The 14,111-nt window shown below is 75.8% G+C and carries 17 protein-coding genes and 1 pseudogene; 13 read left to right on the plus strand and 5 right to left on the minus strand.

Annotation, left to right across the window (positions count from 1 at the left end):
- The first annotated feature begins 1 nt into the window (after position 1).
- The 6 genes from tpg to ACIOFR_RS34645 all read left to right on the plus strand — a co-directional run bounded on the left by tpg (position 2) and on the right by ACIOFR_RS34645 (position 4,248).
- A complete protein-coding gene (gene tpg / locus ACIOFR_RS34620; protein WP_401003547.1) occupies positions 2-556 on the plus strand; it encodes a telomere-protecting terminal protein Tpg in 555 nt (184 codons plus the stop codon).
- 560 nt (positions 557-1,116) lie between these two features.
- Positions 1,117-1,344, plus strand: coding sequence for a hypothetical protein (locus ACIOFR_RS34625; protein ID WP_401003548.1), 228 nt, complete (start codon positions 1,117-1,119; stop codon positions 1,342-1,344).
- Positions 1,334-1,588, plus strand: a complete 255-nt coding sequence (locus ACIOFR_RS34630; protein WP_401003550.1) for a type II toxin-antitoxin system RelE/ParE family toxin — start codon at positions 1,334-1,336, stop codon at positions 1,586-1,588. The genes ACIOFR_RS34625 and ACIOFR_RS34630 overlap by 11 nt, the downstream gene beginning before the upstream one ends.
- Positions 1,589-2,061: 473 nt before the next feature.
- Positions 2,062-2,622: a hypothetical protein gene (locus ACIOFR_RS34635; protein ID WP_401003552.1), complete on the plus strand. Its 561-nt coding sequence runs from the start codon at positions 2,062-2,064 to the stop codon at positions 2,620-2,622.
- 69 nt (positions 2,623-2,691) lie between these two features.
- Entirely contained in the window at positions 2,692-3,315 is a 624-nt protein-coding gene (locus ACIOFR_RS34640; protein ID WP_401003554.1) for a hypothetical protein, read from the plus strand.
- 252 nt (positions 3,316-3,567) lie between these two features.
- Positions 3,568-4,248 carry a hypothetical protein gene (locus tag ACIOFR_RS34645; protein WP_401003556.1) on the plus strand — a complete coding sequence of 227 codons (681 nt, stop codon included), beginning with the start codon at positions 3,568-3,570 and terminating at the stop codon, positions 4,246-4,248.
- Positions 4,249-4,436: 188 nt separating this feature from the next.
- On the opposite strand, the gene ACIOFR_RS34650 is transcribed toward ACIOFR_RS34645, so the two are convergent.
- Both ACIOFR_RS34650 and ACIOFR_RS34655 read right to left on the minus strand, forming a co-directional pair.
- Positions 4,437-5,633, minus strand: coding sequence for a hypothetical protein (locus ACIOFR_RS34650; protein ID WP_401003557.1), 1,197 nt, complete (start codon positions 5,631-5,633; stop codon positions 4,437-4,439).
- A gap of 155 nt (positions 5,634-5,788) precedes the next feature.
- Positions 5,789-6,220 carry a hypothetical protein gene (locus ACIOFR_RS34655; RefSeq protein ID WP_401003559.1) on the minus strand — a complete coding sequence of 144 codons (432 nt, stop codon included), beginning with the start codon at positions 6,218-6,220 and terminating at the stop codon, positions 5,789-5,791.
- Between the two features lie 229 nt (positions 6,221-6,449).
- Between ACIOFR_RS34655 and ACIOFR_RS34660 the strand changes: the two are divergent.
- A pseudogene (locus ACIOFR_RS34660) lies at positions 6,450-6,544 on the plus strand.
- A gap of 213 nt (positions 6,545-6,757) precedes the next feature.
- On the opposite strand, the gene ACIOFR_RS34665 reads toward ACIOFR_RS34660, so the two are convergent.
- Positions 6,758-7,408 carry an HU family DNA-binding protein gene (locus ACIOFR_RS34665; RefSeq protein WP_401003561.1) on the minus strand — a complete coding sequence of 217 codons (651 nt, stop codon included), beginning with the start codon at positions 7,406-7,408 and terminating at the stop codon, positions 6,758-6,760.
- 528 nt (positions 7,409-7,936) lie between these two features.
- Here ACIOFR_RS34665 and ACIOFR_RS34670 point away from each other — a divergent pair.
- Positions 7,937-8,632 (plus strand): hypothetical protein, encoded by a 696-nt coding sequence (locus ACIOFR_RS34670; protein ID WP_401003562.1) that lies wholly within the window; start codon positions 7,937-7,939, stop codon positions 8,630-8,632.
- A gap of 107 nt (positions 8,633-8,739) precedes the next feature.
- On the opposite strand, the gene ACIOFR_RS34675 is transcribed toward ACIOFR_RS34670, so the two are convergent.
- A complete protein-coding gene (locus ACIOFR_RS34675) occupies positions 8,740-9,999 on the minus strand; it encodes a protein-L-isoaspartate(D-aspartate) O-methyltransferase (protein WP_401003564.1) in 1,260 nt (419 codons plus the stop codon).
- Positions 9,996-10,127, minus strand: a complete 132-nt coding sequence (locus ACIOFR_RS34680; protein ID WP_401003566.1) for a hypothetical protein — start codon at positions 10,125-10,127, stop codon at positions 9,996-9,998. The genes ACIOFR_RS34675 and ACIOFR_RS34680 overlap by 4 nt, the downstream gene beginning before the upstream one ends.
- 341 nt (positions 10,128-10,468) lie before the next feature.
- Here ACIOFR_RS34680 and ACIOFR_RS34685 point away from each other — a divergent pair, with 341 nt between their 5' ends.
- The 5 genes from ACIOFR_RS34685 to ACIOFR_RS34705 all read left to right on the plus strand — a co-directional run bounded on the left by ACIOFR_RS34685 (position 10,469) and on the right by ACIOFR_RS34705 (position 14,082).
- Positions 10,469-10,750: an HU family DNA-binding protein gene (locus tag ACIOFR_RS34685; protein WP_401003568.1), complete on the plus strand. Its 282-nt coding sequence runs from the start codon at positions 10,469-10,471 to the stop codon at positions 10,748-10,750.
- A gap of 345 nt (positions 10,751-11,095) precedes the next feature.
- Positions 11,096-12,025: a hypothetical protein gene (locus tag ACIOFR_RS34690; protein WP_401003570.1), complete on the plus strand. Its 930-nt coding sequence runs from the start codon at positions 11,096-11,098 to the stop codon at positions 12,023-12,025.
- 302 nt (positions 12,026-12,327) lie between these two features.
- Complete coding sequence (locus tag ACIOFR_RS34695) at positions 12,328-12,624, plus strand: hypothetical protein (protein ID WP_401003572.1); 297 nt, start codon at positions 12,328-12,330, stop codon at positions 12,622-12,624.
- Entirely contained in the window at positions 12,608-13,159 is a 552-nt protein-coding gene (locus ACIOFR_RS34700) for a DUF6879 family protein (protein ID WP_401003573.1), read from the plus strand. Before ACIOFR_RS34695 ends, ACIOFR_RS34700 begins: the two co-directional genes overlap by 17 nt.
- A 74-nt stretch (positions 13,160-13,233) precedes the next feature.
- Positions 13,234-14,082 (plus strand): DUF5753 domain-containing protein, encoded by an 849-nt coding sequence (locus ACIOFR_RS34705; RefSeq protein WP_401003575.1) that lies wholly within the window; start codon positions 13,234-13,236, stop codon positions 14,080-14,082.
- Positions 14,083-14,111 lie beyond the last annotated feature (29 nt).

A 14,111-nucleotide genomic window follows, 5' to 3' on the forward strand; every position in this document is an offset into this window, starting at 1 on the left:
CGTGGAGGAGATCACCGACGCCCTCGACCGGGCCGCACCGAAGCACTTCACCCAGGCCCCACCGAAGTCCCCGCAGGCCCAGATGCGGGCCCTGGTCAAGGCCGCCAAGGGCGACCGCAAGGCCGTCGCCGCCCAACTCGGCATCGACCCCAACACGGTGCGCCGCTACCTCACCGGCAAGCTCCGCCACCCCCGCCCGGCCCTGCGCGAGGCCCTCGCCCGAGAGCTGGCCAAGGTGTGGCAGCCCGGCATCCGCCGCCGCACCCGCAAACGGGCCGCCACCACCAGCGGCATCACCGTCGTCCTGCGCGCAACCTTCGGCTACACCGCCCCCGGCGGCACCACCGACCAGGCCCGGCTGCGACGCCTGAGACTCCACCTCCCGCCCGCCTGGGCCGGGCGCCTGTTCGCGGCCCAGGACGAGGGCGCCGACGACCGTCGGATGCGCGAGGTCATGGCCGAGGCATTCCAGGAAATCTATTTCAAGGACGGCGGACGCAACGAGGAGCTCGAAGTCGAATTGACCGGCATCCAGGCCATCGACATCACATACTGAAATTCCCGCCGCGAAAATGCAGAAATGCGGCGCCGCACGGAACCTCGAACCCCCGCGCGAGCAGCCGCTCATGCGGGCGCCCGCCCGTCGCCCGCCGCCGGGCAGACCGCCCGGTCCCCGCGACCCGCACCACCCACGGCGGGGACACCTGCGCCGCCGGGGCGTTCCCGCCTCGTGCTGCTGGGGCGCGGCGCGCGATCGAGGCGCCCACCGGCGGCGGCGGCGATCTGCCGCTGCTGCTGCTCCACGCCGCAAGGAAGCCGGCCCGGCGCCGCGACCTCATCGACCGGGGGCCGAGCTCACCCGCGCCGGCCGGACCCGCCGGCCCGAAGGCGCGTCGCCACCCGGCCGGCCGCGCCACCCGTCCGGCCCGCTGCGCCGCGCACCCGCGGGCCGCACCCGGCACGCCGGCCGGCCGCACCCGGGCCGGACGGGAAGAGCCCGGCACAAAGCCCGCGCATTCGACTTCACCCGACTACGGTTCCGGATTCCGGGTTAATGGCTACCGTGGTGGGGTGAACTCCCGGGCCCAGACCACCGGGGGCCGGACGGAGAGCGTGATGACGTCGAACGACAGCGGCCGCGAACAACTCGCCCCCGAAGGCGCCGACGCGCTGCGCGCCCTGGCCGCCGAGGAGCGTGGCCGGGCCGAGCAGCTGGCCGCGTTCCTGGAGGACGTCGCCGCCAATGGCCTGCCCGACCCCGAGGCCTGCACCCCGTGGGAGGAGTTGCGCGAACGCCACCTTGCCGAGCTGGCGAACGGGCAGACTGGACGACGTGTCGCCTGAAACCCCGCGCCGTGCCGATGTCGCCTTCTCCGACCTCGCCGCCCGCCAGCTCGAGAAGCTGACCGCCTCCCAGGTCCACCGCCTGGACCGCGCCCTGGTCGCCATCTCGGTCCGTCCCGACATCGGCCACCCGCTCGACGGCGGTCGGCTGAGGGACTACCGCGACGACATCGACGGTGTACGGATCATCTATCACATCACGGTCCGTCGCACGATCGTGGTCGTCGGGTACGTGGAGGTCTAGGAGCCCGGCCGCGCGGTGGCCCGGCCCCGTCGAAGCGCGGATCCCCGGGGCCCGGATCGGCTGGGCCCGGATCGGCGGGGTCAAGAGCGCACCGGCCCCGGCCCGCCCGCGGTGACGGACCCCGGCGCGCCGGCCCCGGTTCATATCACCTCGCGCATGTTCCCGTTATACAGCCCACGGCACAGCGGCCCCGGTCGCCTGCCGGTCGCAAGGACGCCGACCCGTCCGGCGGGCGTCATGCCCGCGCCGCGCCCGCCCGATGCCGGGCCGCCCCGGGGGTGCGCGGATCCGCCCCCGTGCGGGCGTCCCCGCGGGGGCGGTACGGGCCGAAAGCGCCGGCTCCCTGTCAAGGGCGCCGACCCGTACAGGTGTTGTTGCCGCGATGTCCGGGCGGGCCGGGCGGCGGATGTGGGAGAGGTGGGCCACGGCAGCGGACCGGCATGGGGCCGGGCGCGGAGAGGACGGTTGCGGTGATGAGGGTCGGCGAGGCGCGTGAGCTGATCGGCGAGGCGGTCGTGCGGGCGGTCCGGGAGGGCTTCGCCCGCGAGCACGAGGAGATGGGCTACGCCGAGCGCCCCGCCCCGGCGCCGGCGTTCACCGCCGGGCGCCACCGGGCGGGTCACGACTCGTCCACCGTGCCGCGGGTGCCGCCGGCGCGGGTCGAATCGTGCATCACCGACCACACCCCCGGCCTGTGGTTCAGCTTCAAGGTCGAGTACGGCCACCCGCCCCACGTCCAGCTGTCGGTGCGCCGCACCTGGGCCCGGCAGGTCGCCGCGCCGGGCTGGGCGGTGGTGGCCGGCTGCCCGGTCCTCGACGTCCTGGAATGGGACGAGAGCACCACCCCGCGCCGCCCGGCGCGGGTGCGTGCCGCGCTGGTGCTCGCCGACTACGACCGCGGCATGCACGGCTGGCGGGCCCACGCCGACGTGCGCGACCTGAGGGTCACCTGGAGCCCGCAGGGCGCGGCCTCGCTGGTGATGCCCTGGGACGAGCCCGGGGCCGCCACGGCGCGCACCGGCGCGGCCGCCTGACCGCCCCGGCCCCCGCACGTCCCGCTGCCCGCACCCAACCGGTGCGGCACCACCGAGAGAGAGGCCCCTGTGCTCCTTCACGGCCGCGACCGGCTCGGGCCGATCGCCCACGCCTACCCGGCCGGCAGCACCCTGCCCGACCCGGCCACGTTCCAGCCGATCAGAAACTTCCCCGCCGTCTCGACCCGTGTCCGTAACCGGCCCGAGGGCGGCCTGTGGTGCGCCCCGGTCAGCCTCCGGCACCCGGACGGCACCCCCGCCGCCACCGACTGGACCGACTACTGCACGGCCGACGAGTACGGCCGCCCCACCCTGCACCCCAGCGGGGCCCCCTACGACACGGCCGTCGACATCCACCCGCACGACGACGCCCGCGTGTACGTGATCGACAACTGCGACGATCTCGACCGGCTGGTCGATCTCTTCCCTCCGCCGCCCGCCCCGGCAGGACTGCCCGAGGGCTTCTTCCGGCTCGTCACACCGAACTGGGAGGCCGTCGCTGATGCCGGCACGGATGCGGTGTTCGTCACCCGCGACGGACTGCGGGCGAACACCGCCGAGGACCGGGACCTCAAGCACCCCAGGCTGGACGCCTGGGACAGCGCCAGCGTGCTGTGGCTGCGCCCGGCGTACCGTCTCGGCGCACAGTGGCCCGTCCGGTACCAGTTCCCCGACAGGCTGCCGCAGACCTGAGGGGCACACGGCGGCCGACCGGCTCCCGGGCCGGTCCGCCCCCGGCCCGGCGAGGCGGCCGTCCGCCGTCCCGGGCTCTTCGGCTGCCGGCGAGGCCCGCCGGGCACCGGAGCACTGACCCCCGCCACCCACCGCCCCGCCTCACGGCCTGTGTCAAGTCCCCGGTCAGGGAAAGCTCTTGCTGGTATTGATGGGAGCGGCCGGTCCCCGCTTCCGGGGGTTCGGCGGCGAACCGGGAGGTACGGGCAGTTGATGGGGGCACCGATCGAGGCGCCTGCCAGGCGGCGGCGTCATGCCAGGCTGATCGCGGCGGCGACCGAGCTGATCGCCGAGTGCGCGACGGCGGCCGGCGCGGTGTTCGGCCGGATCGCCCAGGCCCCGCCCGGCCGGCGGGACGTGACGGTCGGACGGTGGCCGATCGCGGCCCTCGCCGCCGGCGCCCCGGCCCGCCTGGAGGCGGGCCGCGACCAGGACGACGAACGCTGGCCCGCCCGGGCGGCCCAGGAACGCGAGGAAGGCCGCACCACCTTCGAGCGGCGCTGCGCGCTGGCCGAGGCGGAGAACGGGCTGCTGGGCGCGGAGTTCGGCGACGGCCAGGTGGGTGCGGTCGCTGCGGTCACCGCGCCGCAGGCGGCCGCGATGGGCCTGGCGGGGGCGGGCGCCGATTTCCTGGACGCGCTGGCCGAGCCGGAGGGGGCGCTGGAGCTGCTGGCCCGGCTCACGGGCGGCGGCGAGTTCACAGCTGGGGAGGTCCTCGACGACGCGACCGACACCGCGATCGTGGTGGCGTGCCTGATGCTGCGGGACGCGGCCGGCGAACAGGACCCGAGCGCGGCCGCCCTCGGGTGTCTTGCGGCCGCCCGCCAGCTGGCGCTGGCCGTCACCGTCGCGAGCACCGACGACCCCGCGCACGGCCTGGCCGCCGCCGCGTAGGCGGGCCCCGTGGGCGGTGGCCGGTCCTCGCACGGCCCAGCGTGTCGCCCGGTCGGGCGCGGTGCGCTGGCACCGCGGCGGGCACCGGCCGCAGGCTGGTGCTCCAGCGCCCCGCCGCGGACCCCCGAGCGCGGCGGGGCCCCGGCGGTACCGGGACGGATTCCGGCGACGGCCGGGACGTGCGGGGGTCAGCCGGCTCGGAAGCCGCGTCCGGGATCGCGGGTGTGCTCGGGGGCGAAGGGGCTGAACCAGTCGAGGGGGGCGAGGTCGACCATGCCGAGCATCTGGTGGGCGGGGCCGGTGGGGTCCTCGACGCCGTCGAGCGCGGGGTCGAAGAGCATCAGGACGTCGTGGTCCTCGAACAGCAGCGCCGAGCAGGCGTCCCAGTCGAAGTCGTCCGGGTCCTCGGGCAGCTGCTCGACGGTGTCGGCGACCAGCCGGGGGCGGTCGCGCTGCAGTTCCCGGCCGCGGCGGATCGCCAGGTGCAGGGCCATCTCCTCGCCGGTGCACCCGGGGACCAGGCCACGGCCGGCTTCCAGGTCGCCGGCCAGGTCGTCGAAGGTGCGGGCCATCTGCCGGCGCCAGGAGGCGTCCTGGTGGAACGTCAGCCGCGGCAACCGGGCGAACACCCCGCCCGCCCGGGCGGTCACCGTCTCGTCGCCGAGCTTCGCGGCCTGCGCCCACGCGGCGTCGGCGAGGTCGGTCAGCGCCAGGTGCAGCACGGCCCGGGTGCGGGCGGTCGGCGCCCACCCGTCGTCGTCCTCGTCCCAGTCCTCCCGGCCGTCCCCGCCTTCGCCCTCGTCGTCCTCGTGGGTGCCGGGGCTTGTGGTGGCGCTGTTGCGGGAGCGTTCGGCCAGCAGCCGCTGCACCCGCTTCGCGGCCTCCTCCGGGGCGGCCAGCGAGGTGTCGAGCAGCCACAGGCCGTCGCCGAACTCACGGCCGGCCAGCAGCGCACCCGCCTCGTGCAGCAGGGCGGCGCCGGTGACCGGGGCGTCGCGGCGGGGGATCAGGACGGCGTAGCCGTTGTCGCTGAGCCGCTCGATCGCGCCGGAGACCAGCGCCGCCGCGAGCACCGGGTCCGTCCACGGGTGGTCGAGTTCCAGCTCCTCGACCACGAGCACGTTGCCGGGCAGGTCGACCGCGGCCTCGAACTCCGTACTGCCGGACCCGTCCGCCTCGAACAGGAGCTCCGCCACCGACGCCAGGAACGCGCTCTCGTCCCCGAGCCGCTCGCGCAGGTTCCCCGTCCGCCAGAACAGCCCCCGCGCCACCCGCAGCACACCCACCGGTTCCCCGCCGGCCGCGACCTGCACCTGCCACCGCTGCACCCCCGACGCCGCCGGGTCCAGCAGCCGGTGCCCGTGCCGGAACTCCACCTCCAGCACCGCCGGATCCCGCGACCACCACGCCCGCACCGCCCACGACCCACCCCTGACCCGACTGCTGCGCCGCCCGGTTGGAGGCGGCCGAGGAGTCCAGCGTAGGGGCGCGGGAGAGGGGGCGGGGTCCCACGTGCGGGTGACTTCGGGCGGGGAGTCAGTCAGTGGGCCTGTTCGGGTTGCTGGTCGGGGTCGGGCATGCCGAGGGTCCGGGCGGCGTACCGGGCGGCGGTGGCGCCGTCGCGGGTGCCGCTGTACTTCACCGCGAGGTGGAGCAGCAGGGCGGCGTCGAGGGTGAAGGCGCGGTGCGGGTGGGGCTTGCCGTCGATGACGACGGCGTAGGTGGTGCGCGGCCCGCTGCCGCTCTTCTCGATGAGTTCGGCGATGTAGGTGTCGCCGGTGTGGGGGCCGAGGGTGAGGACGTCGCCGACGTGGCCGCGGCCCACCCGCTGGGCGGGGAAGAACAGGTCCCTGGCCCGGGTGTACTGGGCGCGCTGCTCGCGGCCCTGTTCGGCGAGGCCCTGGAGCCGGGCGGCCTCGATCGTCCCGGCGAGTGCGCGGTCGGCGCCCGGGGCGGCGGTGTCCGTGTTCAACGCGGTCTTCCTTCCGAGCGGGGTGGTGGTGTCGGTCGGACAGTAGCGCCGTGAGGAGCGCGGGCAAGGGGGTTTCCCGGACCGCCCGCACCCCGGGGACGGGCCGTGCCCGCGCCCCGCGCCGTGCCGGGCCGGTGCCGGTGCGGGTCAGAGCGGGGTCAGGGCCGGGTCAGGGGCTCGGGGCATGCTGATGGCACGTCAAGGAGCCGCGGCGAGCGGTCCTCGGCCGGGAGAGGTGCCCGGAGCGGTTCATCGGGTGCCTGGCCAGCGATGGCCGAGCAGGGTCCCCTGGGGCCCGCGCAGGTTCGAATCCTGCCCTCTCCGCCTGCGATCACCCGGGCCACGAACGCCCGGCGGCGGCCCGCGTCGGCGCCGCCCACGACGACGGCCCGCAGCGGACGCGTCGGCGTCGGCCGGGGCGACGTGGCTGGGCCGGCCGACGGAGGAACGCGCCCGTCGCCGGCGCCTCGTTCCGCGGTTCGGCGGTGTGGCTGTCGCTCGCCGCCCGCGACCTCCGAACGCCGTCCGGCCGTGCGGTCAGGCGGTGGTGCGGCGAGAGGCCCGCTTCGCGGGAGCTGCCTTCCTGGCCGTGGTGGTGGTCTTCTTCGCGGGCGCGGTCTTCTTCGCCGTGGTGGTGGCCTTGCGGGTGGGCGCGGCCTTCTTCCCGGCGGCGGACGTGGTGGTGGCCTTCCTGGCCGGTGCGGTCTTCTTGGCCGCGGTCGTGGTCTTGCGGGCGGGTGCGGCGGTCTTCTTCGCGGGTGCGCTATTCCTGGCCGTGGTGGTGGTCTTCTTCGCGGGCGCGGTCTTCTTGGCCACGGTGGTGGCCTTGCGGGCGGCGGCTGGTGCGCCGGCGGCCGCGGTCAGGGAGCCCTTGGGGGCCTTGGCGACGGCGGTTCCGGCCTTGGGCAGCTTCTTCGTGCCGGAGACGAGGTCTTTGAAGCCCTGGCCAGGGCGGAAGCGCGGCACCCGGGTCTTCTTGACCCGGACCAGCTCGCCGCTCTGCGGGTTGCGGGCGGTGCGGGCGGCGCGCTCGACCATCTCGAGCGTGCCGAACCCGGTGACCTGCACCCGATCGCCCGCGACCACGGCTCGCACCATGGTGTCGAGCACCGCGTCCACGGCGTCCTCGGCCATCGCGCGGCTGCCGAGCTGCCCGGCGACCGCTTCCACGAGTTGTCCCTTGTTCATGACGTCGACTCCAACACCTTGTTTGAGAGGGTTTGTGCCTATTTCGCTCTCAACATAGGTGCCGTTCGGGCGCTCCGCCCGTCGGTGGGGGCCCGGCGCTCGCACCGCCGGTGCGCCGGGCCGGACTTCCGGGCGCCCTGTCCCACTCCGTCCTGCCCGCAGCCCTGTTGTCCCCCGCCCCGGCCAAGGGGGCCGGGCGGGCCGCTGGCGAGGGGGCCTCTGCCTTGCCTGGGGCGGGAGTTGTGCCGGGCGTAGGCTCGGGGGCGGGGCCGTGGCCGGGTGCCGGCCGGCACCCGGTCCGGGGTGCTTGTGCCGGTTGGGCGCGGCGGTGTTCAGGGCGGGCGTCGGGGCGGCGAGTTGCTCCCGGTGCGGCTGCGCCGGCCGTGGTGGCCGGCCGGGCGCGACCGGCACCCCGCGGGCGGGCATGGCTCGCCCGGGCCGGCGCCTGCGGCCCGGCCGGGCGGCACGGTGCGCCTGCCGGGGGCGGCATACTGCGGTCGGGACCGATCGGGGGAGGGGGCTGGGAGCGTGACGGGGGACCAGGTGCCGGTGCCGGCCGCGGGTGCGGGGCGTCGTCCGCAGCGCAGCCGGGTGCGGCACGGGCAGGCGTCGTGCGCGGACTACGGCTGTGCCCGGCCCGCCTGCCGGGGTGCGGCCCGCAGGGCCCGCAGGCGCCGCGACCTGGAGCGTGACCAGGGGTTGAGCGCCCGGGTCGAGTCCGGCCCGGCGGCGGTGCGGGCGGCGGTGCTGGTGCGCCGCGGCATGTCCGCGCAGGACATCGCGTGCGCCTCCGGCATCGCCGTCACCCTCATCCGCCGCCTGCTGCGCACCGGCGGTGGCCGTCCGGTGCGGATCGTGCGTGCCACGTCCGAGGCGGTGCTCGGGGTGCCGCTGCCGGGGCCCGGCCGGCCGCCTTCGCCGGGGCGGGGTCTGACCTGTGCGGATGCGGCGGCCGCTGTCCTTGCGGAGTTGGCCGCCGAGGGCTGGCCGGCGACGTTCCTCGCCGTGCGCCTGGACACCAGCGTGGCGACCGTCGCGGCGGTCAGGGACGGGTCCCGGCGCAGGATCTCGGTCGCGCTCGATGTGCGGATCCACCGGCTGCGGGCCCACCTGGCGGCCACCACCCCGGCCGCCGAGGGCGTGCGGGCCCGCGACGCGGCCCGCACCCGGAGCCGGGCCGCCGGGCCGGCGCGGTCCCGCCGGGCGCCCAGCGCCGCTGCCTGACCCCGGTGATCGGGCAGCCGTGCCCCGCGACACCCCGGCAACCCGGACCGGAGGCTCGCGTGGCGGCCCGCTCGGCCGCCTCCGCTGCTCCTCAGGTCCCCCGGAGGTCAGGTGGTGGGTGGTGCGGGGGGCGGGCTCCACTGGTTGTCGGGCTGGTCGAGCCACATGGTGCGTTCGCCGGTGCGGGTGAGGGTGAGTCCGAACCGCTGCCAGCCGGGGGATCCGGCCTGCTGCCAGGTGGTGAAGGCGGTGTGGATCTCGTCCCACAGGCGGCGGGGGCCGCTCTGGCGCACGTCGTACTCGTCGGCGTTCGGGGTGGAGTCGACGGTGGCCCAGGAGGTGACGGCGGTGTCGAAGAACCACCAGGTCACGGTGTTCTGGTAGAGAGCGCGGCGGTAGTAGAGGTCGGGCAGGCGGGTGCCGATGGCGAGTTGGGCGAGCCAGGAGGAGCCGATCGTCTCCGGGTCGAGGTCGGTGACCGACGCGGTGGCGTTGCCGGGCCACTCGCCGGGGAGGTAGGCGTCGACGGGCGGGGCCTGGTAGCGCTGCTGGCGCATCCGCATGAAGTCGCAGGGCCCGGTGAAGTGGCCGGTCGCCGAGTTGCCGTGGTCGGCGGTGCGCAGGCGGGCGATCGCGCCGCCGCCGAACAGGGTGGTCACCGGCGCGACCAGGAGTCCGCCGGGGCGGGTGAGGTCGAGCCAGCCGGTCGGCAGGTCGGTGACCAGGCTGGAGCAGGTGGCGATCAGCCGGTCGGCCCGCCCACCCCCGCCGTCCTCGTGGCCGGTGGTGGGGTCGGCGCCGTCGCCGGTGACCACGCGCACCCCGGGCAGGCCTGCGGTGGTGAGGTTGGCGCGGGCGGTGTCGGCGACGGTCTTGTCGATCTCGACGCTCATCACGCGGTCCGGGCCGAGGCGGTGGGCGAGGAGGGCGGCGTTGTAGCCGGGGCCGGTGCCGATCTCGTGGACCAGGTGGCCGTCGTGGACGTCGAGGTCGCGGAGCATGGAGGCGACCATGGTCGGCATGCTCAGGCTCGAGGTGAAGTCCCGCATGCCGGCCGTGTCGTCGCCGTCGTCCCACTGGGTGACGGCCGGGGTGTCGCGGTAGGCGCCGGCCATCCAGGCCGCGGGGTCCTGGGCGCGGTCGCGCTCGACGGTGCCGGCGTCGGTGAACTCCCAGTAGACCGGGGGCAGGAACAGGTGCCGCGGGACGGTCTCGAACGCCGGGCGCCACGCGGCTGCGAGCACGCCGGTGTCCGCGAGGTGCCCGGCCAGCGCCCGGCGGCCGTCCCTGCCGGCGTCGGCGCTCGTGCCGGGGTCCGTGGCGGGGGCGGCGTCGGCGCCGGGGTCCGTGGCGGGGTCGGTGTTCACTTGTGCTTCGGCTCGGGCTTGGGGCCCTGGCCGTCCGGGCTGGGCTTGGGCCCGATGTCGGGGCCGCCCGGCTTGGCGTGTGCCCCGCCGCCGCCGTCGCCCGCGCCGCCCTTGTTCTCGTCACCCATCGTTGCGTCCCTCTCACTCGACGGAGTCACCATCCTGGCGGCCGCCGGCCGCCGACGGCAGGAGAATCGCGAACTTCGCCCCGTGCGGGCGCGGTTCGGCGGCCGGACGGGTCGCGCCGCCTGGTTGCCGCACGGCACGCCCATCCCCTGGTGCTGCCTCGCTGCGCCGTTCGGGCCTGGTTCGGCCCGATCGCGTGTTCGTTCGCTGGTGCGGTCGTTGGCAGGGCGGCGGGGTGGCGGCTGGGCCGGCCGGCACCTTGTTGTCCGTCCCCGTGTCCCGGGGACGGGGCCCATCGAGCGTGGCACCGCCCGGGTGCGGGTGGTGCGGAAGGACGGCAGGCGTGAACAAGCAGGAGCTGATCGATCTGGTGGCCGAGGACACCGAGGCGTCGAAGGCGATGGTGAACAAGGTCCTGGACACCCTCCTGGTCACGATCAGGTCGGCGGTCGCCGAGGGCGGCGAGGTGCAGCTGCCCGGGTTCGGGTCGTTCGCGGCCGGCGACCGCGCCGCCCGCACCGGGCGCAACCCGCGCAGCGGTGAGGCGATCGAGATCGCGGCGTCCCGCACGGTGAAGTTCACCGCGGGCAAGGCCTTCAAGGACGCCGTCAACACCCCGGCCTGACCCGGTCCCTCGCCCGCCGCCCCGGGGTCTTGGGGCCGGCTCAGCGGCGTCGCCGGCGGCGGGCTCCTCGACGGTGCGGGAGCGGCGACCGGGTCGCCGGCCCGAGCCGGTCCCCGCCGCCTGCCCGTGGTCGGCGGTGTGGCGCGTTGACGGCAGCTGGGGGCGGGCGGGAGCATACGGACCGGGCACGCGGGTGCCCGGCCGCGCGACGGGAGAACGCCCCTCCTGTCCCCGACGCTCAGGACCGGCCAGAAATCCCGCCCGTGCGCACCAGGCCGTCGAGATGGACGTCACCGCCGACGCCGGCACCACAGGGGCGGGTCCCGGCGCGGGAAGACCACGACGATGCCCTCAGGCTTCGACACCACCCTGCTGGCCGCCACCGCCGACCGCCGCCGTTGCACCGGCGAGTCGCACCAGGCCCTGGCGGCCCTGCACCGGGCGGGCGCCGACGTGCGCACCGTCCCGGCCCCCGCCGACCCGGAGCAGGCCGACCTGGAGGCCGCCGTCTTCCTGCGGGTGTGCCGCATCGGCATCCGCAGCGCCGACCCGCTGGGCATCCGCTCGGTCCACCCCGAGCCGCACCGGCTGGCCGTCCGTCTCACCCCCCAGCCCTACGTCGTACGGCTGTGGGCCGAGGCCCTCCTGTCCGCCCGGCGCCCCGACCACCCGGGCCCTCACGCCGACCCCCGCGACCACGTCGTCGGCATCCCCGGCCTGCGCTGGCACACCATCGGCCACGCCGTCCACCTCCACCGCCCCCGCACGAACACCCTCCTGAGCCTGGGCGGCTTCCCCACCCGCTGGTGGCCCCGGGCCGCCGCGGCCGTCCACCGCTGGCGCCCCGAGGCGTACACCGGAGCGCACTGGCACGCGGCCGAACAAGCCGCCCGCGCCGCCCAACGCACCTCCGCCCTCCACCCCACCACCCTCCTGTCCCCGCTGCTGCGCCGCGTGCGGGCCACGGCCGGCCCGGGCCCGGTCAACGCCACCGACGCCTGGGACGCGATCGGCGGCCTGCGCCTGGAGGCCCTGGACGGGCCGCCCTGCCCCGACCTGGTGCGCCTGCTGGGCGATGGTCCCTGCGGAGTCGGCTGGCAGGCGCGGATCGACTGGTGCGGATGCCCGGGCGGCACCGTCGGGTCGAACTGCTCGGTCGACTTCCGAGACCCCGGCGACGGACGCGTCGTGTACTACTCCAACCGGCGCGTCCGTCGCAGCGCACAGGACCTCCAGGCCCTGGCCGACAACAACGAGGGCGCGTTCACCGCCTGATCACGCCACCCGCCGCCGCAACCGGCCCGGGCGTCGTCGCCCCGCTCGGCCCGCCGGGCCTGCCGGCCATCGTCGCCCACCCGCCCGCGTGGCGCGGTGGCCGGGCGGGCCGGCGCGGTCCCACTCGGCCCGCGCCGGCGCCGGGGCCCGCCATCGGGTCTGTGCGTCTCCCGGACGGTGCCGGCGGCCGGCCTTGCGCGGAGTTCCCCGTCCTGCCCGGGTGCGGTGCTCGCTTGGCCCGGGATGCCGTTGGCCTGGCGTCTCTTGACGGGTGGTCACCCGTAGGGGACGGTGGCGTGCAAGTGGCCGCAACCGGCTTGGTCCTGGAGGGTGTCGTGGAGCTAGATTTCGTCGGGATCGATCCCGAGACGGGGGACAAGGGCTCGCCCACGGTGTGGGTGGACCGCCCCGGGCGGAGGATCGTGATCCAGGGTGTGAAGGGCGAGGCCGCGCTGCTGGCCGAGGTCGCCGGTCGCAGCTGGGCGCCGGGCCACGAGCCGGGCATCCCCGGCCACGAGGCCGTGGTCCACATCCCCGCCCGGATGATCCCGATCCTTCGAAAGGCATGCGATGACGCAGAGCGTGACGGCCTCCTCTGACCTGTCCGCTGCGGCGGCGGGCGGTTTCGCCGCTCTGCTCGCCGCGTGCCGGCACTCGGCGGTGCACCTGGAGATGCGCGACACCTACGCGGTCGCGGATGAGGTGGAGCGGATCGAGGCGTGGCGGGCCGGCGACCGCCTCGATCCCGCGGACCGGGCGTCGTGGTGGCGGCCGTGGTTGGACACGATCGCGACCACAGTGGCGCGCGGGGTGGTGGTGCGCCGGGCGCGGATCGTCTCCGAGCCGGTCAGCGAGTACACCCGCTACCTGCACTCGATGACGTTCACCAACGTCGCCGCGGGCGAGGAGGTCCGCTGGCTGCCGAGGATCGAGGCCTCTACCATCGCGCTGCCGGGCAGCGACTTCTGGCTGTTCGACGGCAAGGTGGTGATGTTCAACCACTTCACCGGCGACGGCGACTGGGCGGACCCCGAGGACACCGTCAGCGACGACGCCGCCGTGGCGAAGCTGTGCGCGACCGCGTTCGAGGCCGTCTGGGAGAAGGCCGTCCCGCACGAGCACTACACCGTCTGACACCCCCGCACCCCACCCGCACGCCCCGCACGCACCCAGTGCGCAGCACGTCGTCACGCCGGACGGACAGCCCAATGCCCACCTCCCCGCTCTCCAGCGCCCAGGCGGCCCGCGCCGCGCTCGCCGCCCGCCTGCGCGAGCTGATGTTCGACGCCGGGATCGACGGCAAGGAACTGTCGGCGCGCTGCGGCTGGCACCCCGCGAAGACCTCCCGCATCCTCGGCGGGAAGTCCGCGCCGGCCGAGGACGACCTGCGCGCCTGGTGCACCGCCTGCGGAGCGCCTGGCCAGGCCGCGGACCTGATCGCCTCGCTGCGCACGGTGGAGCTGATGTACCTGGAGTGGCGGCGCCTGCACCGCACGGGGATGCGGCAGGTCCAGGAGGGCACCCTGGCCCTGCACCAGGACACCTCGGTGTGCCGGGCGTACGTCTCCAACGTGGTGCCGGGGTTCCTGCAGACCGCCGCCTACGCCACCGCCCTGATGCGCTCGATCACCGCGTTCCAGGGCACCCCGGACGACGTGGCGGACGCGGTCGCGGCCCGTACCGAGCGCGGCCGGCTGCTGCACGACGGCCGGCACCGCTTCGTCGTCCTGGTCGAGGAGACGGTCCTGCGCTACCGGATCGGTGACGCGGCGACGATGGCAGGTCAGCTCGGCCACCTGCTCGCGGTGATGCCGCTGCCCTCCGTCTCGCTCGGGATCATCCCGTTCACCGCGCCGCGCACCGTGTGGCCGCTGGAGGCGTTCTACCTGTTCGACAACGACCAGGCGTCGGTGGAGACGCTGACCGCCGAGGTCACCGTCACCCAGCCCCGCGAACTCGCCGACTACCACCGCGCGTTCGCCGCGCTGGCGGCGATGGCCGTCCACGGGGCTGCGGCCCGCGCCCTGGTCACTGCCGCGATCGACTCCCTGGGGTGAAAGCCCGCAATCACCCGCAATCGCGTTGA

The organism is Kitasatospora sp. NPDC088346 (assembly GCF_044740765.1).
Lineage (GTDB): Bacteria > Actinomycetota > Actinomycetes > Streptomycetales > Streptomycetaceae > Kitasatospora.